The organism is Glutamicibacter sp. HZAU, assembly GCF_004100365.1.
Classification (GTDB): domain Bacteria; phylum Actinomycetota; class Actinomycetes; order Actinomycetales; family Micrococcaceae; genus Glutamicibacter; species Glutamicibacter nicotianae.
The window spans coordinates 266,981-291,079 of sequence record NZ_SCKZ01000004.1; the positions used below are offsets into that span (position 1 = coordinate 266,981).

19 protein-coding genes are annotated in these 24,099 nt (G+C 60.4%); 8 read left to right on the forward strand and 11 right to left on the reverse strand.

Going from position 1 to position 24,099, the window contains the following annotated elements; all coding sequences use genetic code 11:
* The first annotated feature begins 61 nt into the window (after positions 1 to 61).
* The 3 genes from EKH49_RS08010 (at position 62) to EKH49_RS08020 (ending at position 2,771) form a co-directional block, all read left to right on the forward strand.
* Positions 62 to 592, forward strand: a complete 531-nt coding sequence (locus EKH49_RS08010) for a hypothetical protein (RefSeq protein ID WP_128470405.1) — start codon at positions 62 to 64, stop codon at positions 590 to 592.
* Positions 589 to 2,016 carry a phytoene desaturase family protein gene (locus EKH49_RS08015; RefSeq protein ID WP_128470406.1) on the forward strand — a complete coding sequence of 476 codons (1,428 nt, stop codon included), beginning with the start codon at positions 589 to 591 and terminating at the stop codon, positions 2,014 to 2,016. The genes EKH49_RS08010 and EKH49_RS08015 overlap by 4 nt, the downstream gene beginning before the upstream one ends.
* Before the next feature lie 428 nt (positions 2,017 to 2,444).
* Positions 2,445 to 2,771, forward strand: coding sequence for a hypothetical protein (locus EKH49_RS08020; RefSeq protein ID WP_236641082.1), 327 nt, complete (start codon positions 2,445 to 2,447; stop codon positions 2,769 to 2,771).
* 104 nt (positions 2,772 to 2,875) lie between these two features.
* Here EKH49_RS08020 and EKH49_RS08025 read toward each other — a convergent pair whose 3' ends face one another.
* Genes EKH49_RS08025 through EKH49_RS08035 form a run of 3 tightly spaced genes read right to left on the reverse strand, consistent with a single transcriptional unit; the run spans position 2,876 to position 6,028 of the window.
* Positions 2,876 to 3,610 carry a glycosyltransferase gene (locus EKH49_RS08025; protein WP_128470408.1) on the reverse strand — a complete coding sequence of 245 codons (735 nt, stop codon included), beginning with the start codon at positions 3,608 to 3,610 and terminating at the stop codon, positions 2,876 to 2,878.
* A complete protein-coding gene (locus EKH49_RS08030; RefSeq protein WP_161567476.1) occupies positions 3,603 to 4,970 on the reverse strand; it encodes a bifunctional PIG-L family deacetylase/class I SAM-dependent methyltransferase in 1,368 nt (455 codons plus the stop codon). Before EKH49_RS08030 ends, EKH49_RS08025 begins: the two co-directional genes overlap by 8 nt.
* Entirely contained in the window at positions 4,967 to 6,028 is a 1,062-nt protein-coding gene (locus tag EKH49_RS08035) for an acyl-CoA dehydrogenase family protein (RefSeq protein ID WP_128470410.1), read from the reverse strand. Before EKH49_RS08035 ends, EKH49_RS08030 begins: the two co-directional genes overlap by 4 nt.
* Positions 6,029 to 6,410: 382 nt before the next feature.
* Here EKH49_RS08035 and EKH49_RS08040 point away from each other — a divergent pair, with 382 nt between their 5' ends.
* Complete coding sequence (locus EKH49_RS08040) at positions 6,411 to 6,602, forward strand: CsbD family protein (protein ID WP_038991459.1); 192 nt, start codon at positions 6,411 to 6,413, stop codon at positions 6,600 to 6,602.
* A 394-nt stretch (positions 6,603 to 6,996) separates the two neighbouring features.
* Here the strand turns inward: EKH49_RS08040 and EKH49_RS08050 are convergent, their stop codons facing one another.
* The 4 genes from EKH49_RS08050 to EKH49_RS08065 form a co-directional block, all read right to left on the reverse strand.
* The gene (locus tag EKH49_RS08050; RefSeq protein ID WP_128470411.1) at positions 6,997 to 8,127 is read right to left on the reverse strand and encodes a YihY/virulence factor BrkB family protein; all 1,131 of its coding nucleotides are present in this window, start codon (positions 8,125 to 8,127) and stop codon (positions 6,997 to 6,999) included.
* Positions 8,128 to 8,260: 133 nt separating this feature from the next.
* A complete protein-coding gene (locus EKH49_RS08055; protein ID WP_128470412.1) occupies positions 8,261 to 10,363 on the reverse strand; it encodes a catalase in 2,103 nt (700 codons plus the stop codon).
* Positions 10,364 to 10,595: 232 nt separating this feature from the next.
* A complete protein-coding gene (locus EKH49_RS08060; protein WP_128470480.1) occupies positions 10,596 to 11,816 on the reverse strand; it encodes an ammonium transporter in 1,221 nt (406 codons plus the stop codon).
* Positions 11,817 to 12,077: 261 nt separating this feature from the next.
* Entirely contained in the window at positions 12,078 to 12,737 is a 660-nt protein-coding gene (locus tag EKH49_RS08065) for a hypothetical protein (protein WP_128470413.1), read from the reverse strand.
* Between the two features lie 109 nt (positions 12,738 to 12,846).
* On the opposite strand from EKH49_RS08065, the gene EKH49_RS08070 reads away from it, so the two are divergent.
* The 3 genes from EKH49_RS08070 (at position 12,847) to EKH49_RS16870 (ending at position 15,704) form a co-directional block, all read left to right on the forward strand.
* Positions 12,847 to 13,437, forward strand: coding sequence for a DNA-3-methyladenine glycosylase (locus EKH49_RS08070; protein ID WP_128470414.1), 591 nt, complete (start codon positions 12,847 to 12,849; stop codon positions 13,435 to 13,437).
* A gap of 240 nt (positions 13,438 to 13,677) precedes the next feature.
* Entirely contained in the window at positions 13,678 to 14,391 is a 714-nt protein-coding gene (locus tag EKH49_RS08075) for a DUF6270 domain-containing protein (RefSeq protein WP_128470415.1), read from the forward strand.
* A 428-nt stretch (positions 14,392 to 14,819) separates the two neighbouring features.
* On the forward strand, positions 14,820 to 15,704 hold the full coding sequence (locus tag EKH49_RS16870; RefSeq protein ID WP_236641083.1) for a hypothetical protein: 885 nt from the start codon (positions 14,820 to 14,822) through the stop codon (positions 15,702 to 15,704).
* A gap of 577 nt (positions 15,705 to 16,281) precedes the next feature.
* On the opposite strand, the gene EKH49_RS08085 is transcribed toward EKH49_RS16870, so the two are convergent.
* The 4 genes from EKH49_RS08085 to ftsY form a co-directional block, all read right to left on the reverse strand.
* Positions 16,282 to 18,414 carry an acyltransferase family protein gene (locus EKH49_RS08085; protein ID WP_128470417.1) on the reverse strand — a complete coding sequence of 711 codons (2,133 nt, stop codon included), beginning with the start codon at positions 18,412 to 18,414 and terminating at the stop codon, positions 16,282 to 16,284.
* A gap of 419 nt (positions 18,415 to 18,833) precedes the next feature.
* Positions 18,834 to 19,481, reverse strand: coding sequence for a hypothetical protein (locus tag EKH49_RS08090; protein WP_128470418.1), 648 nt, complete (start codon positions 19,479 to 19,481; stop codon positions 18,834 to 18,836).
* 53 nt (positions 19,482 to 19,534) lie between these two features.
* A complete protein-coding gene (locus EKH49_RS08095) occupies positions 19,535 to 21,133 on the reverse strand; it encodes an SH3 domain-containing protein (RefSeq protein ID WP_128470419.1) in 1,599 nt (532 codons plus the stop codon).
* A gap of 225 nt (positions 21,134 to 21,358) precedes the next feature.
* Positions 21,359 to 22,540 carry a signal recognition particle-docking protein FtsY gene (gene ftsY, locus EKH49_RS08100; RefSeq protein ID WP_128470420.1) on the reverse strand — a complete coding sequence of 394 codons (1,182 nt, stop codon included), beginning with the start codon at positions 22,538 to 22,540 and terminating at the stop codon, positions 21,359 to 21,361.
* A 174-nt stretch (positions 22,541 to 22,714) separates the two neighbouring features.
* On the opposite strand from ftsY, the gene EKH49_RS08105 reads away from it, so the two are divergent.
* Entirely contained in the window at positions 22,715 to 23,950 is a 1,236-nt protein-coding gene (locus EKH49_RS08105; protein WP_236641084.1) for an MFS transporter, read from the forward strand.
* The last annotated feature ends 149 nt before the right edge of the window (positions 23,951 to 24,099 follow it).

Sequence of the window (24,099 nt, forward strand, 5' to 3'; positions counted from 1 at the left end):
TGCCCTAGCGTTCGAGCCAGCAGAAGACTGCAACCGCTTTCGAGATCTAAGGACGGGCACGATGCCGCACAACACCATCGACCAGATGACCCTGCACAGGTACTTGGGAGAGCACCTGCTGGGTTCCGAATCGGGGCTGAACCATTTCAAGGCGGCGCACCACACCTGGGCGGGCACGGCGTATGCCGACCGCTTCGAGTCGCTGCACCGGCAGGTGGAGGCCGACCAGGAGGATCTGAAGCGGATCATGGACCGGCTGGGATGCAGGCAGCGGCCGCTGGCCCGCCTCCTGGGCCCGGTGGCCAAGCTCGCCGGGCATGTCAACCCGTTCAATCCGCTGCGGATGCGCAAGCTGGCCGCCGCGCAGGTGCAGCTCGATGTGCTCACCGGACTGCTTAATGCCAAATTGCGCATGTGGCAGACGCTGCTGCTGATGCTGCCCCACGATCCGCGCCTGGACCAGGCGCTGCTGCAGGACCTGTCGCATCGTGCCGAGTCGCAGATCAGCCAGCTCAAGGCGCTGAGCGATGAGACCTGGCCCGAGCGTTTCGCCCCGCAAGAACACGAGAACCAGGAGGAACGTCGCCGATGAGCAATGGGAAGGCGAATGTCGTCGGGGCCGGACCGAATGGGCTGGTCGCCGCGGCAGTGCTTGCGCAGAACGGTTTCGATGTCCAGGTCTTCGAGCGCAATGCCCATCCGGGCGGCGCGGCGGCCTCCGGCAGCACGCTGGGCGAGGGCACCGTTGTGGATTTGGGGGCTGCCGCCCACCCCTTCGCCTACGGCAGCCCGGCATTCGCGCATTTCGACCTGGCCGGCCATGGCCTGCAATGGGATTTCCACGATTACCCGCTGGCCCACCCGCTGGACGACGGCCCCTCGGTCTTCCTGCACCAGAGCATGGACGCCACCAGCAGGCAGTTCCCCGCCGACCGGAAGATCTGGCGGCTGCTGCATGGGCCGCTGGTGCGCAATCCGCAGGCGATCCTGGAGAACGCCACCAGCCCGCTGCTGGGCATCCCGCCGCATCCGGTGCTGATGGCGCGCTTCGGGCTGCGCTCGCTGCCGCCGGCGAAGCTCCTCGCCTCAACGGCATTCCGCACCCGGCAGGCCGCGGCGCTCTTCGCCGGCTCCAGCGCGCATTCCATGCTGCCGCTCGCCCACCCGTTCACCTCGGGATTCGGCGTGCTTTTCGGTGCCCTGGGCCAGTCCTGGGGGTGGCCGGTGGCGCACGGCGGCACCGGCAGCATCATCGACGCGCTGCTGCGGGTGCTCGATGGGCTGGGCGTGCAGATCCACACCGGGCACCAGATCACCAGCCTCGCCCAGCTTCCCGCTGCCGAGCTCACCTTCCTGGATGCCACGCCCCGCCAGGTGCTGCAGATCGCCGGCGGACAGCTTCCGCCACGCCTGCGCCGCCGGTTCGAACGCTGGCGCTACGGCACCGCCGCCTACAAGGTGGACTACCTGCTCGATGGCCCGATCCCCTGGCAGGATGCGCGCACCGCACGGGCTGGCACCGTGCATGTGATCGGCGATGCCGCCGAGCTGGCCGCCGCCGAGCACCAGGTCGCCTCCGGGAAAATGCCCGACCGCCCCTTCGTGATGGTGGTCCAGCCTTCGAGCGCCGATGCCTCGCGCGCCCCGGCCGGCCGCCACGTCATCTGGTCCTACGCCCACGTGCCCCAGGGCTATGCCGGGGATGCCGGTGCGCTCATCGATGCGCAGATCGAGCGGTTCGCGCCGGGCTTCAGGGACCGGATCGTGCAGCGGGTGAACACTTCCCCGGCACAGCTGCAGGCTTGGGATCCCAACCTGGTCGGCGGCGATATCGGCGGCGGATCACTGTCCGGCACCCAGCAATTCTTCCGCCCCTCCGCTTCGCCCAATCCCTATTCCCTCGGCGTTCCGGGACTGTACCTGTGCTCCTCTTCCACGCCGCCGGGTGGCGGGGTGCATGGCATGGCCGGCTGGCATGCGGCGCATCGGGCACTGCGCGAGCTTGGGCGCACCTGAGCCGATAATCAGCTTCCTTGGTTGCCGGCGATGGATCAGCGGCATGCAACTACATGGGCGAACCGAGCCCGCGCAGCCCAAGCCAATTCCTGCAATAAGGCTTTTGACTAGTAAAAAATAAAGTCTGGGAATTTCCTCAGAATCGAGACGGGTTCACAAGAACTTGGTGGGCCAATGATAATTTCATACCAAGTCCCCCACCGCTTGGCGTATGGTCGGCAGCGTCACTGAAGGCCATGCCGCCGCCTCAGGGGCCGGAAAACTGCATAGTTGAAGTGAGAAGTATCGTCTAGAAGTGGAGGGTAGTTCACATGCCAGGAAGGCTAGTCAGATCCCAGACTGCGGTGCGCGTTGCTGAGTTGCTGGGATCACGCGAGGGCAGAAGACATTTGGGCAATTATGGCTGGACCCAGGGAATGCCAGTGGTCATGACGCAGCCTGAGGAATCGCTCGACGATGTCATGGGCCTCGTGTCAGTGCACAAGCGGCCGGTGCTGGTCGCGATGCTTGGAAAGCAGACCGGGGAGCTGAAATTCTTGCACATTTCCGAGCCTTCTCCAGTCTTGGAAGTGGTTCCGGCCAGCGCGCCACGCAGCACGATCAAGGATTTGTTCGCGCAGGCCGAGCACAGCGGCATGGCAGCATTCCGGGTGAAGTATTGGCAGTACAGTGCGGTCGCCCACGCGGTGCCCCATTTCGACGCGAATGCGCCAGTACACAGGTACGCCGCACAGGAGTCCGGCAGCAGCTCATGACAGCTGGCAACGCTGCCACTGGCACAGCCCCCTGGTAATCTGCGCACCGCGCAGTTCACCAGGGGGCTGTTTCCATGCCAGGGACCAGGGCTGCTTGCTGGATGCTAGCCGGTGTTGAGCATCCGGTGTTCCAGCGCTGCCAGATAGTCCGCGAAGCCTTCGCCCAGCCGGCCGCGCAGGCGCCCAGAGGTGGTTGCCTGCAGCCGGGCCGTGGCCTGGACCCGGTAGCCGGCTTGGCGCAAGGCTTCCACCAGTGCCACATCCTCCCGGGCCGCCAGCGGCTCGAAGCCTCCGACAGCCAGATAGGCGGCAGCGCACACGCCGAAGTTCGCGCCGTGGATATGGCCATGCCCCTCCACCGGCTGGTATTCCTGCTGCCATAGGGCGAAGATGTGCTCATCGAGTTCGCTGCGGTCCGGTTCCACGGTTCCCGCTACCGCATCTGCCCCGTGGCTATGCAGGCGGGCAAAGCCCTGAAGCCAATGCTCTGGGACGCAGGTATCCGCGTCGGTGCTGGCCAGCCAGATGGCGCCCGGGTCGCTGGCCGTTGCGAGGAGATCAAGGGCATGGCGTGCTCCGGCGGCCCGGCTCGCACCGACATTGCCGAAGCCGACCTGCTGCACGCTGATCCGACAATCCTCGATGGCATGCCGCCCGGCGATCTGCGCCGTGCCGTCCGTGCAGCTGTCGGCAACCACGATGGCCCTGGCCTGGATCTGCGGGCGGGCACGCGCCAGGCGGTCCATGGCTACGCGCACCGAATCCAGACAACGGCCCAGGCGTTCTTCCTCGTCGCGGGCCGGGATGATGACCGCCATGGCCGCCAGCTGCCTACCCATGGGCACCAGCTGGCTTGCGCAGTATTTCAAGCAGGAAATCGGCTTCGCGATGCTCCACGATGCGCTCCCACCGCAGCTGGCCCGCCATGCGATGGACTTCTTCCCCGTCCAGCGGCCAGCCGTCGATGGGATGCAGCCAATGGCAGAGCACCAACTCTCCGCCGGCTTGAAGTGCGGCAGCGCTGGCGGCGAGCACCTGCTCCAGTTCGTCGGCTGCCAGGAAGTATCCCATCTCGCTGAGCACCACCAGCTGCAAGCTGCCCGGCTCCAGTTGCGGAAATTGCCGGGGCACGGTGGCCTGCAGCAATTCGACGTGGTCCATTCCGGCCACGGCCCGCCTCGCCTGGGCCAACGCGGTGGCGCTGGCATCGACCGCCAGCAGGCGCGTGCTGCGGCGGGCCAGTTCGGCGCTCTGCACCCCGATGGAGCAGCCCAGCTCCATCACCGCCGCATACCTTTCCTGGGGCAGGCAGGCGAGCAGGATCTGCTGCTTGCGCCGCTCATAGCGGCTGCTGCGGTATTCCCACGGATCCTCGCGCTCCCCGTAGAGCTCGTCGAATACTGCCGGAGCGGACGCGGCGTCCCTGTGGCCGGGCCAGGTGGCGCGGAAGATCTCTGCGCCCTGGGAAAAGTGCTGCAGGAAGCTTTCCCCGAGCAGGACTTCGTCCCCGGGCAGTGCGGACAACGGCCGGGTCTGGGATCGGTGGGCGTCCAAGGCGCGGGCCTTGGCCTGGGCGCTGGATTCGTCCAGGGCCAACCGGTGCCAGTGCTTGAAGCTGCGCTGGCTGTCCGGTTGCGCCCAATGCCAGAACCAGATGGGGAATTCCAGGTGGCATGCATTGTGCGCCAGGGCGCAGTCCGCGGCGATCAGGGACAGGATTTCGTGATCGGGGTGCCCGTCTGCGCGGTAGGTGCTGGCGATCAGGCAGCCTTGGGCGGCGTGCTGCTCCAAGGCCGCGCGGATCCGTGCTTGCTGAGTTTCAAGTTTCCCGTCGCCCAAGCCCAGGCAGTGCAGGTGCAGCGTCCCTGCCTGCGGTCCTTGCACGCGCAGCGTGCCCATCGCCTCGGCCAGCTCCTCCTTGCGCAGCGAGGCCAGCTGGGCGGCGGTGTGGGTTGCGGAGTGCGGGTGGGAGGCTTCGCCGAAGCTGCAGACGATCACGTGGACATCGATCCCCCGGCAGAGCGCCATGCGGATCAGTCCTCCGGCTCCCAGCGTCTCGTCGTCCGGGTGGGCGGCCAGGACAATCACCGATGATATTTCGCGGAAGAGGTCCTCCGGGTCCAGTGCGGCGATTCGCCCAAGCCCGGCCTGCTGCCAGCAGCTTGCAGCTGTTCCCTGGTCCTGATGCGTGAAGCTCACCATGTGCTCCTGCCTTCCTTCCCGGCGCGGTCCGCAAGCAGCTGGCCCAGGGCCGCGTCATCGCGGGCAGCGTGGTGCTGGCGAAGGTAGATGCCCAGGTCTGCTGCGCGCCGCGCATGCTCCTCATCGGCGGTCAGCGGTCCCGGCCCGGTGGACTCGCCGCTGAGCTGCAAGATGCGCGTGCAGGCCCAGGCCACCTGGCCGCGGATCCGATAGGCGGCAATGGCATCCAATTCTCCGTCATCAGCCAGCCCGGCTGCATGTTCCAATAGCGCGGCGGAACCGGCGAGCAAGCGGTCTGCTTCGCCGAGCCAGGCCAGGGCCAGCTGATCCGGGGTGCGCGCTTGGGCGCTGCGCAGCAGATGGCGGTAGATTCCCACCGCTCCCCCGAACCAGCAGGCGGCAACACCGACGCCGCCAACGGCGAACCCCGGGCGGGACAGGTACCAGCCGGCGTCTTGCACTGGTTGGGCCGGCACTCCGGTGAAGTCCACGGAACCGCTGGGCAGCTGGGCCATGCCTCGGCTGATCCAGCCACCTGTTGCAGGTTCAACGCAGGGGTGGCGCAGGGAAACCATGAACAGCCGGTTCCCCTCCGGTGTTCGGGCGGTGACCAATGCATGCGTCAGCGCGGCGGCCAAGGAGCACCAGGGCTTGGTGCCGTTCAGCACCCAGCCTCCGCCGGACTCGCGGACAGCTTCCAGAGCGGTGGTGGGCGACTGCGCGGCGAAGACGCCCCAGGAGGTACCTGCTTGCCACGGCATGCCCGCCTGGCTCAGGATTCCGGCTGCATCCAGATGCGGTTCCAGCGTCCTGGCCGCAACCAGGTCGGTGGCGGCCACGGACGCCAGCAGCTCCCAGAGCCGCTGCGTCTGGCCAGCGGCAGGGACCGGAGGATCTTCCCCCGAGCCTTCCAGCACGCGCAGCATCCCGTCCGGGTTGCCTTCGCAGCGCACGGCGGCATCACGCACCGCTTGCTCGGCACCCCACCACGGCTCGCCATTGCGGGTTGCATATCGTGGTTCGCCCGTACTGAATGACACCGGCTTCTGGTCCATCAGCCCTCTTTCCTTGGTCGGAACTTTTGACAAGTGTAAGTCAGGTCCATTGCGTGCTTGGCTCAGCTGAATGGCTCCTGATAACCGCAAATAACCACAGTCCCACCCCTGAAGTGTTCCGCGGGAAGAATCCGGGGATGCTGCGGATCAGCTGGCCAAACCTGGCAACGCAACGCGGATGGTTCAGGGACGCACCGGCAATCGCACCAAGGGCCCAAGGCACAACATCGAGAGAGCTTGCGGAATTCGTCACGCTGAAGGCGGCTCTGTGATGATCTGCAAAGTACGCCACAAGGAAATTCCCAGCTTCAGGTCCCCGATTTGCAATCTGCCCTAGAGTTCAAATTGTCAGTACACCAGATCCACACAGGAGGTAAGAATCATGGGAATTGGAGACAAGATCCAGAACAAGGCTCAGGAAGCATCTGGCAAGGCCAAGGAAGCCATCGGCGATGCCACCAACAATGAGCAGCTGCAGGCCGAAGGCGTGAAGGACCAGGCCGCTGCCAAGGCCAAGCAGGCAGGCGAACACGTCAAGGACGCCGCCAAGGATGTCAAGGACGACCTGTCCTAAGCAGCGCAACCAGCTGTGCCCCATGAATGCGAATTCATGGGGCACAGCTCTGTGCCAGATAACTTGAATAGCGCTACGGCCGCTGCTCCGAAATCCAGGAACAGCGGCCGTAGCGCCATCCATAAGGTCCTGCCCGCCGACACTGCTCGATCCGCCAGGCTCCGCCGGCTTCCCGGTGAGCTCCTGCTTGGCCCAACCGGCCACCAGGCTTGCTGCCCCGCCGGGGTTCTCCTGGTATTCGGCGAAGGTTTCCACGGGGGCATTCCACAGGACCTGCTGCTTGGCCACATCGAGCACCACCTCGGCGCGCCCGCCGACCGGCACCCACCTGATGGACACCTTTGCCTTGGGGATGATCCGGCCGTTGTACACGCTCGTGGTGTGCGGCCGGTGCTCAGCTTCCCGGGTTCCGCCTGGACTGAGGATCCGATTGCTCCTCGGCGCGCAGCTCGCTGGCGAAACGCAACTGCCGTCCGTCGCTGATGTCCTGCTCTTCTTTTTCCTCCTGCTTCACGCTGGCCTTGGTATCCCGTGGCGGAAGCTGCACCGAGCGCTCAGCGGCAATCCCCGCCTGCAGCTGGCGCCCGCGCTCGGCTTCCGCGTCGAAGACCGCGCCGAACAGCAGCGCGAGGTTGGCAATCCACAGCCACAGCAGCAGCACGATGACCCCGCCAATGGCCCCGTAGGTCTTGTTGTAGTTCCCGAAGTTCGAAACGTAGAAGAAGAAGCCCACGGTCGCCACCGCGAGCACGAACAGCGCAATGGCCGAACCGAGGCTGATCCAGCGGAACTTCGGCTGCTTCACATTGGGAGCCCCGTAGTACAGCACGGCAACCAGCACAATCGCGCACAGCACGATCACCGGCCATTTGGCGATGTTCCAGACCAGCACTGCGCGCTCGCCGAGCCCGAAGACGTCGCCAATCGCCTGCGCCAGCGGACCGGAGACAATCAGCAGCAGCCCCAGCACGCTGGTGGCAACAAGTAGCACCAGTGTCAGCAGCAGCATCAGCGGGCGCAGCTTGTAGAACGGCCGGCCTTCGGCCACCTCGTAGATCTGGTTCATGGCGCGGCCGAACGCCCCGACGTAGCCCGAGGCGCTCCACAACGCACCGAGCAGGCCGGCAAACAGGGCGAGGCCTGCCGACGGGGCCGAAGCCAGCTGCTCGATGGGTTGCCTCAGGGTTTCCACGACTTCCAGGCTGGCCAGTTCCCCAAGCAGCGAGAGGATGTTGCGGGTCATGTTTTCCGCCTGGCCGGCGACTCCGAGCAGGGAGACCACCGCGAGCAGCGCCGGGAACAGGGAGAGCATCGCGAAGTAGGTCAGCGACGCCGCCATATCCGTGCATTTCTTCCGGGAGAATTCGCTGATGGAGCGCTTGGCCGCGTATTTCCACGACTGCGCGTGCATGTCCGGCGGGGATTCCGGCTTGGACTCGGCATCCGGTCCAGGTGCGTGCCGGGCTTTGGCAACGGTATCGGCCACGTGCCCCTTCTCGTCATTGCTATCGGTTCCTGAAGGCATCTTGCTACTCTCCTCATCAGATCTCTGTGCCAGTTGGTTGCCACCGGCCACGCGGGAAGGCCAAGGGCGGCGCGGCAGGCGCGGCGAACCCTGAGCCTGCCGCGCCGCACGCCGTTGCAGCTTGGCCGTGCTGCTACTCGGCGACTGGGAAGCGCTCCCACGCGCGGTGGGTGGAAAGCAGCTGCTCCGCGCTCTCGGCAACCGCCGGAATCTCGACCAGGGCGATGCCCGGCGCGTCATCCTCCAGGCCCATTGCTGGCAGCAGGCCGTCGGAGAGCCCGGACAAGGTGATGATGGCCTTGTTGTGCCGGTAGGCTTCAGCGACCAGCAACGCCACCCGCGGGTCGATGGGAACCCCGCCGGTTCCCGAGGCGCCGGCCTTGGCATCCAGGGAAACCGCGGCATCCGGGGCTGGCGGCAGCGGGCCGATCAGCACCAGCGCATCGAATTCGATGGAGCGCGCCGTCAGGTAGGTGCGGTCAATGGGCAGGCCCGGAGCCGCCTCGCCGCCGGAGGCCGAAACGAGCAACGGGGACATCCCCCGCTCTCGTAGGGCCTTGGCAATTGCCGGCACGTGCTGGTGGTTGCCGCTGTTGAACACCACCCCGACCTTGCGCCCGTCCACCGGCCAGGTGTTGCCGATCTGCGACAGCGACGGGCTGGCCACCGGCTGGCCCAGCGGCTGCACCGTCGGCGCCGGCAGTCCCAGTGCCTGGGCGACACCGGATGCCAGCTCGGTATCGATCTTCGCCAGGCATTCCACCTGCCGCTGGCGCACCGCCGCATCGGTGCACTTGCCCAGCTCGAAGGAGTAGGCCTGCTGCACATGGGCGCGCTCAACGGCCGAAAGGCTGATGTAGAACAAGCGGGCCTGGCTGTAGTGGTCCGAGAAGCTGGCAGGCTCCGAACGCACCTTCTTGGCGGAATCAATTGGCTGCGGGAAGTCCAGCGGCGGCTGCTGGCCGGAAACCACCTGGGACATGTAGGGGCAGCCGCCATCCAGCGAATTCGGCTTGTACGGGGCGATGCCCTCGGGTACGCGGTGCTGGTGCAATCCGTCGCGGAACATGTCGTTGACCGGCGAATCCGGAGAATTGACCGGGATCTGCGCGAAGTTCGGTCCGCCCAAGCGGGTGAGCTGGGTGTCCAGGTAGGAGAAAAGCCGTGCCTGCAGCAGCGGGTCGTCGCTGATGTCTATGCCGGGAACCAGATGCCCGGGATGGAATGCCACCTGCTCGGTCTGCGCGAAATAGTTCTCCGGGTTACGTTCCAGCACCATCTTGCCCAGCGGCTGCACCGGGGCCAGCTCTTCGGGGACGAATTTTGTCGGATCGAGCAAATCGATTCCTTCGAATTCCGCCGAACCGTCATCGGGGAAGATCTGCACGCCCAGTTCCCATTCCGGCAAGGCCCCGGCATCGATGGCTTCGGCCAGATCGCGGCGGTGGAAGTCAGGATCCGCGCCGGCGGCCAGCTGGGACTCCTCCCAGACCAGCGAGTGGACCCCGAGCTTGGGCTTCCAATGGAACTTCACCAGGGAGGAAGCGCCCTCCTCGTTGACCATGCGGAAGGTGTGCACGCCGAAGCCTTCCATCATGCGCAGCGAGCGGGGTATCGCCCGGTCGCTCATCTGCCACATCACATGCGCTTGGGCAGGGGTATGCAGGGAGACGAAATCCCAGAAGGTGTCGTGGGCGGATTGCGCCTGCGGGATCTCCGTATCGGGATGCGGCTTCGCGGCGTGGACGAGGTCCGGGAACTTGATCCCGTCCTGGATGAAGAACACCGGGATGTTGTTGCCCACCAGGTCGAAGATGCCTTCGTTGGTGTAGAACTTCGTGGCGAAGCCGCGGGTATCGCGGGCGGTGTCCATGGAACCGCGGGATCCGACCACGGTGGAGAAGCGGACGAAGACCCGGGTCTGGCGTCCGGGCTTGAGGAAGTCGGCACGGCACAGCTTGCCGGCATTGCCGTAGCTGGTGAATGTGCCGTGGGCGCCGGCACCGCGCGCATGGACAACGCGCTCGGGAATCCGCTCGTGATCGAAATGCATGATCTTCTCGCGCAGGTGGTGGTCCTGCAGCAGGGTGGGGCCCCGCTCGCCGGCTTTCAGCGAGTGATCGGTGTCGTTGACTTCAGCGCCCTGGGTCGTGGTCAGGTACTCGCTGTCCTGTCCGGGGCCGGACAGCACCGGCTTTTGCCCGTGAGCTGATGGCTGTTGTGGTTCGCTGGTCATGGCACTCTCCTTATTCGCAGGAATGAACGGCTGGTCAGTGCCACGCTAAGGTCCTTCTCGGTGCCGATGCCACCGGGCAAGCTGATTCCCATGGTTTGCACATGTGCCAGCTGGCGCACCGGCAAATGCCAAGACCGCCGGTGGCTGCATGGCCCACCGGCGGTCTTGTCGGACGTTTCAGAAACGTCCAGCCCCTCGTGCTTGTACTGCGTTATTTTCCAGATTCCACTCCTTACTTGGAAACCAGCTGGTATCCATTTTCGTTGTGTTCAGCCTCGTCGATCCCGGCAATCTCGATATCTGCCGTGACACGCCATGGACTGAACTTTCCAATAGCCGTTGCGATGACCCAGGTCATCACCGCGGAGAAGACCATGACCACGATCAGGGTGGCAGTCTGGGCGATCAGCTGGGCTACTCCGCCGCCGTAGAACAGGCCGCCGGCGCTTTCCTCGGTCGGCAGTGCGAAGAAGCCGAGGAACAGGGTGCCGATCAGGCCGGCGACCAGGTGCACGCCGACAACATCCAGCGAGTCGTCGTAGCCGAGCTTCCACTTCAGGTTCACGGCCCAGGCGGCACCGGCTCCGGCCAGCACGCCCAGCAGCATGGCGGCCCATGGGGCAACGTCGGCGCAGGATGGGGTGATGGCTACCAGGCCGGCCACCAGGCCGGAGGCAACGCCCACCGAGCTGGGGCGCGAGCCGCGCAGCTTCTCGACCAGGATCCAGCCAAGGACTGCGGCACCCGGAGCTGCCAGGGTGTTGACCCAGATGAGCCCTGCCTGCTCGACGGTGGTTGCCGCCCCGGCATTGAAGCCGAACCAGCCGAACCACAGCAGGCCTGCACCGAGCATCACCAGCGGGGTGTTGTGCGGCTGCGGACGGTCGTGGAAGTTGTGGCGCTGGCCGAGCTTCAGGGCCAGGACCAGGGCCGCGATACCTGCGTTGGTGTGGACCACTGCGCCGCCGGCGAAGTCGATGGCCTCGCCGAAGATGCTGCCCAGGAAGCCGTCGGCGGAGAGCAGGCCGCCGCCCCAGACCCAGAAGGCCACCGGTGCGTAGACCAGGGTGACCCACAGCGGCACGAAGAACAGCCACGGTGCGAAGCGCGCACGGTCGGCGATGGCTCCGGAGATGATGGCCACGGAGATCATGGCGAAGGTTCCGGCGAATCCGGCGGCGAGCAGCTCAGACTGCTCGGTGTTGTGCATGGCGAAGTCGCTGATCGGGTTGCCGACAATCCCGGCGATGGCTGGTTCTCCGGCGGAGAACGAGTAGCCCCACAGCACCCAGACGACTGCTGTGATCGCCGCGGCGGAGAAGCTCATCAGCATCATGTTCACGACTCCGGTGGCGCGAGTCATGCCGCCGTAGAAAAGTCCCAGTGCCGGTGTCATCAGCAGTACGAGCGCGGCAGCTATCAGGATCCATAAGCTGGCAACATCCAACTCCATCTGGATCACGTCCCCTCAAGTTATTCGGTGTATCGGTGGTGATATGACTATTGAACTAACCCGATGTTTCCGAATGCTCGCTGCTTCGTTTCGGCTGTGTATCAAGTTTTTGCCGGGGGTAACGGTTGCTTCTCGGCAATGTTTCCATGCCGTTTCGAACAGTTCACGGTTTTGCTGGCAGCCGGTTAAAACGGGCAGCCCGGCATCGGCAGAAAATGCTTTCTGCCGATGCCGGACTGGTTGCGCTGACGCCGCGTGCGGCTACAGGCGCTTGATCTTCACGTCCTGGAACTTCGGCACCGTCGTGGAGCCGCCGATGGTGGTGTCGTAGCTCAGCGAACCGGTAACCGTCGCGGTGATTTGCACGATATCCTCGGCCACGATGTCATCAAGCACCTTGCAATCCACCAGGCCGTCGCCGGCGGTGAACATCGAATTGTGCTCGTAGTCGTATTTGCCGACGTGCGCGTGGCTGAGATCAGCGCGGAAGGTGCAGGGACCGGTCGCGGAGTCGAACTGCGTGACCTGCCCGTAGACGATCACGTTCTCGTCGATGTGCGCGTCCGGCTTCTTCACGATCTGCGCCAATTCGCGCTTGGTGATTTTCCGGGCCTTGTTGGCCTTGGCTTTCTCTGCCTTGGCCGCGGCTTCCTTCTCCTTCTTCTCCTTGGCCTTGCGGGCTTTCTCGGCTTCTTCGGCAGCGACGCGTTCTTCTTCGGCCGCGCGAAGCTCTGCAGCTTCGTCCTGGGCCAAGGCCAATTGCGATTCAGTTTCGGTCAGCTGAGCTTGAAGTGTTTCTACTTCAGCGGCCATGGCCGAGCTTGAGGCCTGCGCGGCCTCGAAATCTTCCGTGGAGACGCCGCAAGCGGCCAGCGAGAGAATTCCGGCAAGTGCAAATGCCGTCAGAATGGACTTTTTCATGGTCCACCTCCATTTCACGAGTGCGAGTTACTTGAACCCCCAAGTTCCAAGTAATAAGAATCGTGGCATGCGCCGGGGACAATTTGGCTTCAGCAGGCACACTGGAGATATGGACCGCACTTTCTTCTTGCCCGATGCGCTCAGCGTTGCACCGCAATTGCTCGGGGCAGTGCTCACGGTGGATTCCGCCGAAGGAACGGTCAGCGTGCGCATCACGGAAACCGAGGCATACATGGGGTTGGGCACCGGTGGCCCCTATGATCCCGGCAGCCACTCGAAAGATCGGAAAACCGAGCGCAACGCATCCATGTTCCTGGACCCCGGACATGCATATGTTTATTTCAGCTACGGCATGCACTATGCCCTGAATTTCGTTTGCTCGCCGCCGGGCATTGCGTCCGGGGTGCTGATACGCTCAGGCGCAATTACGTCTGGGACAGAACTGGCAATGGCCCGCCGGCTGGAGAAACGCCCAGCCCGCTACGCGCGCAATCGCATCCCAGAAGTCCAGTTGGCCCGCGGACCGGGGAACTTGGCCGCCGCGCTGGGACTCACGAGATTGGCGCACGATGGATCGGACCTGTTCTCTCCCTCATTTGCTATCCACGCCGCGCCCAGCGCTCCGGCAGAGATCCGCACCGGACCGCGGTTTCCCTGGCCGTTCAGGCTCCCCTACGAACCAGGCGGTTCCACTTTCTAAGTGGTGTCATATGACTTTTTCAAATTAGGAGTAACAGTCCAAAATTTTTTCAACCCATCGAATTTCGCCTCTTCGTATGGCTTCAACGAGTACATATACATGCGAAAAGCCCTGAAACCGACGATTCTGGCATTTGAAAGGAGCGGCCTAAGCCGAGTGCACGGACTAGAGACATCGATTCGGACCGAAAATTCCTTCCTATTTTCTGTTCAGCAAAACAATCGACTAAGGTCATCTGATATGACCCGGGTGTTTATTTATGGTGGATGTACCAGTCGAGATGCCGTTGAGTACTATCAGGATTACGATTTCGAACTACTCACTTACGTGGCACGCCAATCTCTTATCAGCGCCTTCATGCCCGCTGATCCGCAAGAATTTGTGATCCCACATGATGCTGGGGCGTTTCAAAAGCGAATGCTCGCTGGAGACATAGTCGGTAATCTGCCATCGCAAATTCGTAGAAATGCCAAGAACACCAATCTACTTGTCTGGGATCTAATGATCGAACGAGTAGGCGTGACTAAAGTCCGTTCGGGTGGATTCGTAACCCGAAACGGAATTAAAAAGACTCCTGGGACTGCCCCGTCTGGGGGGACCTACGAATTCGGAACGACGCATCACTTACGACTTTGGAGCTGGGCCCTCGGAAAGTTTGTTAGATTGCTGGAGCAAAATGGTCTAAAGGAGAAAGTAGTCATTAATGCCACACCATGGGCTACACACGACACTAATGGTAATTTGTTCCGATCGCGCTCGCCTATGACTGCAGACTGGTTTAACTCGAATGTGGAGAAGTATTGGACATTAGCCGAAGACGCTGGTATCAAAGTCGCGCGGATTAGTCAAGAACTTGTAATTGCGGACCCGAATCACAAATGGGGACCGGCATATTTCCACTACGCTTCGCAAACTTACAAGGCTCAACTTGAGACTATTTCTGCTATTCTATGACTCTTCTGAAATGCACTCAGAATGCCGCGATCCAAAGTTTGTATATTCGTACTTCGAACTATCAGCATTGATCCGAATATCGTTCGGTTACCGCAGGAATCGAACTAGAGGACTATTTCACAGTTACCATAAGACTTGAAGGCTGGCCTACAACCGATCGGTCTATTTACCTCGTCAATAACGATCAGCAATGTCGTTTTCATGTATTAATGAACATTGGGCAGGGGCATCGCTTTGCAGACTTATGAAAACAGCGGACGCCACCACGTGGACTCAGCGCAAAGACAACAGGATATTGCGAGCTCAGCTCACTAATCCTCACCATTAGTAAAACGCAATACTCGCGGACTAAGATTTGTTGCCAAATTTCAACATGTTAGATTTGTACTAATTTTCACACGTATTCACAGGTAGAACAGGACAACCATATGACTGGCACCGAATTACCCGAATGGCCTAAAAAAGTCGGCACTGATCCCCTCTACCGCGTGCCAATCTACAGACAACGCTCCTCGACGTTTCTAAGATTTTCAGGCATTCAGAGAAATGGCAGACACCAATTTACAATCCCCGGGCTAGGGATACTGGATTGGTACGTCGGATTACGTAAGTCGGACACCTTGCGTGTCGTACTTCATGGAGCAGTTAATCGCCAAAGAGACCGTTTACCCCGTTTTGACCGCGTGCGAACCTCGTTACAATCAGAGGACGCCTACATAGCGTTCGCGGACCCCATTCTTCCTCATTCAGACAGTGTCGGAATCGGGTGGTACCTTGGAAATAGCCAAGTGGATCCGACAAAGCACATAATTGACGTGATCCAGAAAGTGAAATCTCAGGTTGGCGCCAAAAAGGTCCTTTTCATCGGCGGATCGGCAGGCGGCTTCGCAGCCATGAGGCTCTCGGCAGCAATGCCTGGTTCCGGGGTCTTTGCTTTTTCCCCGCAAACGCGAGTCTCTAAATACCATGGCCGTCTAGTTCGCCAACTATTAGATGGACCATTCGACCCTCCGAGAATTTCCATGTCCGATTTTCGTCGCAGGTTTTCCGAACGCGAAGACCTTTCGGTAATTTACAAGGAAACAGAGACAGCTAATAGAATCTACCACTTCCAGAATTTGAACGACCCCTTCCACGTCCGCGAACATTATGAACCGTTCAAAATGACCATGGAACTCCTTGAAAGAGAAGGAATTAGAGAAGCCGGTTCGTACAAATCTGTAATCGTTGATTCGGTGAAGGGACACGGCCCACCACGACCAGAGGAATTCGAAGAGCACTTGCTCCTTGCAAAACAACATATCTGGTCGTGACGAGTACGGTGAAACTCCCGTCGACTATGGGCCGTGCCGAATAAGGCCAGTTGATACGGCTGTTCCGACTACTGGGCACCGCCCCTTTCCTCCGATCGGGTACTCCGATTACGCGTTGCTGGTACTACCGGCGGTCTGATGAACGCCACCACGGATCAGGCCGACAACTTCACGCCGTTTTCCGGGCTGTTCAGCAGGTGTGCTTCCAGATCCCAGACGTGAAGATTCAATCAACCTACTGCGGCGCGTGGGCTGGGCCCAGCCCCTCGCAACGGCAGCGCGTGGGAACACGCTTCGGGCCTGCCCACACAGAGCTCGGAAACATGCTGTGTGCGACCATTGCGACAGGGTTCCCTCGGCGAAACGACTTGCGATGTCATCAGCGACGCAAATCGAGTTCGCTGGGGAGAGCGGTACCATCTCGCTGGAATAGAGGTACCTTCAAACGCTTCTGCAGGCCGAAAGTGGATGATTCATGAATGTTTCTTCAAGATTCCTCCATTTACAATCATAGTTTGATGTGATGGCTATCGCCCCACCTCATTGGTGTGGAGGCGATAGCCATCAAGCGTATTCCTCACTTAGAATGGAACAATTCCTTGGAATCCAGCGCCTTCTTCAGGCGGGATTCCAGGGTCGGCGACAAGGATCCCGCAAAAGTTTCGGTCAGATGCGAGTGGTCCCAATAGGCCACGATGCCGCCAACCACTGCAAAGCAACGGCCGTCCTCGCACAGCTGGTCATTCATGTCGACGTCGATGATGTTCGGATTATCAAGCGCGTTCACGGCATCGGCCTGCGGGTCCATCGGTATCCACTGCTTTGCTTCGCCGCTGCAGTCGATGAACTCTCCAGCATTGGAAGCCACACAGTCTGGGACATTGTCCACGGTCTCTCCGGGGAAGGCAGTATCCCTGATGACCGCCACAGCGGCACCCGTACCAGCCCACTCTTCCAGAATTTTTTCGTAGGCCTTCTGGGCAGGCTCTGCTGTGTTCTCCATTTCGTATCCGGAGACCGGCAAGGACTGGCGGTTGGAACTGATCACCAGGTCGTAGTCTTCCTTCTCGATCTGCTTGGTGACCCATCCGCCAAAATCAGCGCATCCCTTTTCAGTTGCCTCGGAAGCGAAGACCTGAGGCTCGCCCATGACGGCACAGCGGCTTGCGAGATAGGTGTCAATGGTCCAGCCATTTTTCTTGGCCATAGGTTCCAGTGCGGGAATCCACTGGCCAGCGTGCGAGTTTCCAACCAGCGCAACCTTGATTTTTCCATCGCCGTAGCTGCAGACCGGGCGGTCCTTGTAGTTGGCAGCCTGGCTGGCGAAGCAGTCATCCTTGTAGACGACCGGCTTGTCAGTCTTCGCGACGACTGGTGCCGGGGCCACCGGCTGGTAGGCAGTTTCGGTATTCACCGACTCGCCACACGAATCGCTGAATGATGCGGCGCCAAAGCAGTCTTCACCCAGTTCCTTTTCGACCTGCGCCAATGCCTTGTCGACGTCTTGGGCATCGTTGATGATGCGTTCGGTGTTGAGGTAGAAGGCACCCGCCACCAAAGCCAAGACAAGACTTCCAGTGGCCAGGAAACGTGGAGCCGTGAGCAGCGCGGAGGAGTCAATGAACTTGCGGAATCGGACCTCGACCAGTTTCTGCGTCAATACCGCTAGAACCAGGGTGAGGACCAAGGCAATGATCTTCTGGGGCCATTTGAAGTCTTCCACCATGAACGGCATCAGAATCAGCAGCGGCCAGTGCCACAGATATATGGCGTATGAATTATCCCCGAAGAATTGGAACAGTTTGCTGCTCAAGAATGCGTTGGGCGAGTACTTATGCGTCGAATGGCAGAGCAGGATCAGCGCGGTGCCGAATACCGGAATCGCAGCAATGTATCCAGGGAACGGCATCTCGCCGGTGAAAGCCAATGCGCTGAATGCGATGGCCAGGACACCGCCCCACGCCCCGATCAGGCTCATCACGTCATTCTTTGCCGAATGCGCACGCGCGCCCAATGCCGCTACCAATGCGCCGGCGGAGAACTCCCAAACTCGGGTAAAGGTTGAGAAGTATGCGCTGCCCGGTTCAGTTGCTGTCGCGTACAGCGAGTATCCGAAGGAGAGCAAGAAGACTGCACTGATGCCGGCCAACGCGATGGTCGCCGGTTTGAGGCCGAACTTGATGGCGGCAAAGATCAGCAGGCCGATCATGATTGGCCAGACGAAATAGAACTGCTCTTCGGCAGACAGGGACCAGAAATGCTGGAAGGGGCTTGGTGCTTCGCCTTCGGCCAGGTAATCGACCTTGGTCAGCGCCAGGTACCAGTTCTGGAAATAGAACGTCGCTGCCATGGCTTGCAGTCCCCAGTCTTGCCAGACTGTCGACGGTGCGAAAAGCCAAATGCCCAGGACGCTGGCCAGGATCACCAAGAAGGAGGCCGGGATGAGACGCTTGACCCGTCGCATCCAGAACTTGGCCACGTCAGCGAAGTTCTTCGGTGGTTTGGTCAGCAGATGCGAAGTAATCAGGAATCCCGAGATCACAAAGAACACGTCGACGCCGACGAACCCTCCGGGTAGATAGTGCCCCCAGAAGTGGTAGAGCACCACGACACCCACGGCGATGGCACGCAGGCCCTGGATGTCCATGCGGAAAGCCTTGGGCTTCGGGTCCTGCTTGGATGGCATGGGCAGGTCTTGATTCGACGACACTTCTGGATGGATCCTTTACCGGTGGTCTGGCCGCACGGGCATCCGGAAGCAACAGGAGTACCGTGCATGCAGTGCGTACAGGTTGAAGGGACACACTTCCCCAGCAGATATCTTTACCCAAGAAATCTGGACGTTTTCTGTAGCGCCGGTCACCTATACCTCGGTAGCACCATGCTTGCCACGCAATGAAAAAGAAGATTTTACCAACTGACAAGCACTTATTGCGACCAGGATCCGGAAATGGGCGCCAACCAGAGCATCACGCAATGTGATGATCACCACCATGGATTCGTGGCAAGACTTCAGCGGTGGTTGCCGTCACCGGGCAGGATGCACAATCCACGTGGAAACGAGAAGACCGCAGGGTCGAGTTCCGATCACTGTCGGAGCTCAACCCTGCGGTCAAAAAGTCCAGCTGCCTAATACGACCAAGTCCATCCGCCGGTCTTCTCCGGGTCATAAACAACTTGTCCGGAGCTGTACGGCGAATCAAGCATCACCTGGCCCTCGATCGTGTTCCCCGCTCCCACGGCTATATCAAGGGCATTTTCGAGTTCGCAAGAATAGGATGCTGTAGTGCTGACGTCATAGTTGACGTTCCTGTTTTCGCCAGGCGAGACTCCGAAGACCGAGGCATCCAGGGGCATGATGGCGAGCTCTTCATCCACTGCCTCGGAGGCTGACGCCGCCAGGGTGGCCGAGACGTCAAGAAGCAGGAAGGTTCCGTTCTCCGGAGTGATCTTGTCTCCGAAACCTCGCAAGGTACAGCTATCAAGCGTCTGGACTTTGTTGACAGTGATCTCAAAAGTCGGAGTCTTTTCTCCTTCGACCGTGAGCTTGCCCGGTTCACCTAGTTCCTTGACTACCTGGTATTCCGAATCCACGTAGACCTTGTCTCCGGTTTGCGGATCAGCGGCAGCTACATCGCCAATCCTGTCTTCAAGATTTCCAGTTGCATTGGCCGCGGGTGATGGCTGGGAATTTGTAACGATCGATACCGCAACTGCCGCCCCAAGCACTACCAAGGCGCCAGTGCCGATAGCAACCAACTTCTGCTTCTTCTCCATGTCGAAGCCTTTCGCTAGGTGCCGATTCGCGGACGGCACGATGACGGTTCTGTTCAGGAGCGCTTCAGGAAGTCGCCGGAGCCGATGTACCGCCCCGAGCGCTTCACGAGCTGTTCCGATTCCCTGTGCGTCTTATAGGTCCACGATTGTGAACCATCAACCATGCTCACCCTTTGACGGGTATAGATCGGCTTGCCGTTGTACTTCAGCTGACTCTCGTAGATATCGAGTTTCTTCATCATTGCAGGCCCTTTGGATCTTGAGTATTGGAACTGCTCATTCACAACTGTTCCCGATCCATTGGTCAGGAATGTCCAGTTGGGATTCCACATCTGGTACAGCGATGATTTGGCGAAACGCTGGTTCATAGCCTTCTGCTGATATCCGGACATGAGGTTGTACGCCGATTGCCCGGTGCGCAGTGTGCCGTAAACGGCAACAGAATATGGGCCATCCTTGCGAAGATCGTTCTTCTCGATGACGTAACCGGTGTGCTTGCCGTACTTGACTCTGACCCAACCTCCTTCCGCCTTGCCTGTGACGGTGACTTTGTCGCCATCGCGGAGGGTCAGAATCGACGTGTCATAGGGGTTGCTGCGAGGACTCTTGCGGAAGGGAGCATTTTGCGAAGCAAATCGCGAGTACGGTTGCACCGCCACGACTTTTGGCGTGTACCCCTTCGGCTTATTCCGGTTCGTCACGTCGGTCCAAATCCATCGGCCATTGAGCAGAACCTCGTCACGGCGGTTCTTGCTGTCCCAGGCTGCCCACCGCGCTTTCGTGCCTCGGGCAATCTTGCCGACCTTTTTTGAGGTGGATTTACTGGCAGAGCTGTAGGTGGCTCCGTCTTTCTGCGCGTACCGGTACTGCGGCGCGACATAGGGTCGATTGGTCATCGACGTCCATACCCATTTCCCTCCGACGAGAATTTCGTCTCGCCGATTCTTGCTGTCCCAACGCCGGTACTCGTACTTCGCGCCGTGTCGAATTCGGCCGACAGTTCTTGACTTGGATTTGTCGTAGTGGGAGTAGATGGGTCCGCTCTTTTGGACGTACCGGTACTGTTTCGCCGGTTGCTCCTTGGCGACATAGCTGGATGGAACCCAACCGTAGTAGGAAGCTGACTTGATTTGGGACCATGAGCCTTTGATATCCAGCAGAGTGACTTTGGTTCTGAATTGGACATGGCCTACGCTGCGGTTGTAGTCCGCATCAGCATAGATTCGCGTATAGCCTTTGATATACCGAACCGAGTTGTCCTCAGTGTACGTTGCCGTCTTTAGGTATTTGGAAGAAGCCCAACCAGTCTTCCTCTTCCAAACAACCTGCGTCCAAGTTCCCGACTTTTTCCCTGTAGGGTCTACTGCGGTCCCCTTGGGCATGACACCGTAGGATTTTGAGCTGGTGCTCGCCTTGGAACGCAAGTTCAGATTGGCGGTTGTACGGGTCTCGTGGACCTTTTTTATGTACTTGGACGGCGGAGCATCTTTGGCGTCTTGGTATGCCCGGGCAGCACCAACATCACGGCTACCTGCAAGCACAATGCTCGATGATTCATCTGCTCCAGCCGGTGCCATTGGAGCGGCACACACTGCGGCAGCTGTTGCCAAGATAGCGCATGCGCGCAAAACCTTACTGTATGAGTGCGCCATGTGATAGCCCCTCGGTCCCCTGCGAAAGCTTCATGCATACATTCTTGGTTGAAAGCACCATTTAACGCATGCGCATATGCCTTCAAGAGTAGGACTTCAACAGCATTAGTACAACATATGTATCTTTAATTTTTGCATCGATGGCAAAAATTCATTTAAACGAGATCTCCCCGCCATATTAAGTAGCGGGGAGACCTGGAAGATATGGAATTTTCGTTTAGGCGATTAGCCCTCGAGCAGTGCGTCCACGAAATCTTCGGGGTTGAATGGAGCAAGGTCGTCCGGGCCCTCGCCCAAGCCGACGAGCTTTACCGGAACGCCAAGCTGGCGCTGGATAGCCACGACGATGCCACCCTTTGCGGTGCCATCGAGTTTGGTCAGCACGATGCCCGAAACGTTGACGACCTCGGAGAAGACCTTGGCCTGCTGCAGGCCGTTCTGGCCGGTAGTCGCGTCGAGGACCAGCAGTACTTCGTCAATGGTGGCCTTCTTCTCGACCACGCGCTTGATCTTGCCCAGCTCGTCCATCAGGCCGACCTTGTTCTGCAAGCGTCCGGCGGTATCGATCATGACAATGTCGACTTCCTGGTCAATGCCGGCGGAAACAGCTTCAAAGGCAACGGATGCCGGGTCGGCACCGTCAATCTCCGAGCGAACGGTTGGCACGCCCACACGGTCACCCCAGGTGGCAAGCTGCTCTGCAGCGGCAGCGCGGAAGGTGTCAGCCGCGCCCAGCAGGACGTCCTTGTCTTCAGCGACGAGAACTCGGGCCATCTTGCCGATGGTGGTGGTCTTGCCTACGCCGTTGACACCGACAACCATGATGACGCTCGGGCGGTCCGGGTGCGGTTCAGGCAGGTAGCTGCGGTCCAAGCTCGGGTCGACCAGCTTGAGCAGTTCCTCGCGGAGCATGGCCTTGACCCGGGCCGGGTCCTTGCTGCCTTCAATCTTCACTCGTTCGCGCAGCGCGTCGACAAGCTCAAGGGCAGGTTCGGTACCCAGGTCTGCCATCAGCAGGTTCTCTTCAATCTCTTCCCAGACATCCTCGTCAATCGAGTCTTGGCTGAGCAGGGCCAGCAGGCCCTTGGAGAACATGTTGTTGGACTTGGTCAGTCGCGCACGCAGGCGGGCCAGGCGGCCCTGCACTGGTTCAGGAACATCGAGCTGTGGTGCAGCCGGTGCGGCAGGTTCCTGGACTGCGATGGGCGCATCGCTTGCTCCGGCAGTGCCCGCTGCGGCACCAGTATCGCCCTCAGCGCTCTGGCCGGTTGGCAAATCGTCTGCATCGCGCTCTGACGTATACGGAGTCTTGGGCTTGCGGCCCTTGGTGACGAAGGCAATGACGCCAATGGCCACCACGGCAACAACCGCGACAATGATGATGGTTAATATAAGCGAATCAGACACGCTTTAAATCGTCTCATATCTCCAACGATTTATGGATCATGTGGCACTCAGCACCAGCGAAAGCGTATTTGGCATCCGGGCTAGACTGGCAGGTGGGCTGATTTGCCCTACACGTCGTTCCAGAAAGGCTGACGGTTGCTCCCGCTTGGCGGCAGAACCATCTCTCCAATAGACATGGCATTGAAAACCACCCGTACCACCAGGCCGCCGATCCCCCAGGAGATTGGCGTGCTGCTGGTAGCGGCTTTCATCATCGCCCTGGGTTTCGGGCTCATCGCCCCGATCCTGCCCCAGTATGCGGTGAGCTTTGATGTCGGCAATGCGGCTGCCACGATCATCGTCAGCATTTTTGCCTTTACCCGCTTGATTTTCGCACCGGTAGCCGGAGTGCTGGTAGGCAAGCTGGGCGAGCCAAGAATCTACGTCACCGGTGTGCTGCTGGTCGCGGTATCCACGTTGCTCTGCGCGGTGGTGCAGGACTACACCCAGCTGTTGATTGCCCGCGGTGTGGGCGGATTCGGCTCAACCATGTTCACCATTTCGGCCATGGCGCTGATTGCACGCCTGGCTCCGGAAAAATCCCGCGGACGCATCTCCGGCTTGTACGCCGGCTCCTTCCTCTTGGGCAATGTCTTTGGCCCGGTTCTTGGAACCCTCCTCGCCCCGCTGGGCATGCGAGTTCCCTTCCTGATCTATGGAACCGCCTTGGTGATTGCCGCGGGCGTGGTCTACATGGCGTTAGGCCGCCGCCGTGAACTGGATGCAGATGCCGCCAATCCGCGTTCAAAGAAAACAGACATCGAGGTAGTGACCACACGTGAGGCGTTGGGCTCCCCTGCCTACCGCGCGGCGTTGTTTTCCGGATTCAGCTACGGCTGGTTGGCATTCGGCGTACGCAACAGCATGATCCCGCTCTTCACCTTGGCCGTCTTCGGCCAAGGCATGGGCGCCACTGCTGCCGGGATTTCCATGACGGTGTTTGCCATCGGCAACGGTTGCGCGCTGATGTTCTCCGGCCGCCTGACCGATAGCATTGGCCGCAAGATTCCTATTGTCCTCGGGATGAGCATCCTGCTCTTGTCCATTGGCGCCATAGGCTATTCGACGTCCCTGGTTGGCTTCATCGTCTTCTCAGTGCTGGCTGGTCTTGGCGGTGGGCTGCTTGGCCCAGCGCAGCAGGCATCCGTGGCTGACGTGATTGGTTCTGGACGCAACGGCGGCAAGGCCCTGGCCGGTTTCCAGATGTGCACCGATCTCGGCTCAATTATCGGTCCACTGCTGGCCGGTGCCATGGCGGATATGATCAGTTTCCAATTGGCATTCAATATTTCGGCAGTGGTTGGCTTGGTCGGGGTGATTGCGTGGCTTCTGGTTCCGAAAACCATAAAGCCGGTGAAATTGGCTGAATAGGGAACTTGGTTTCCACTGTTCTTCACGCTGATATTAATTCCCGGAATCTTGCCGGAAAACATCGGGTAGATATACTGGCAAAGGCTTTTGCCATGTCACTTGCACTCAATTTTTCAGGGGAATCCATGCCGGCACTCCGGACACGACGA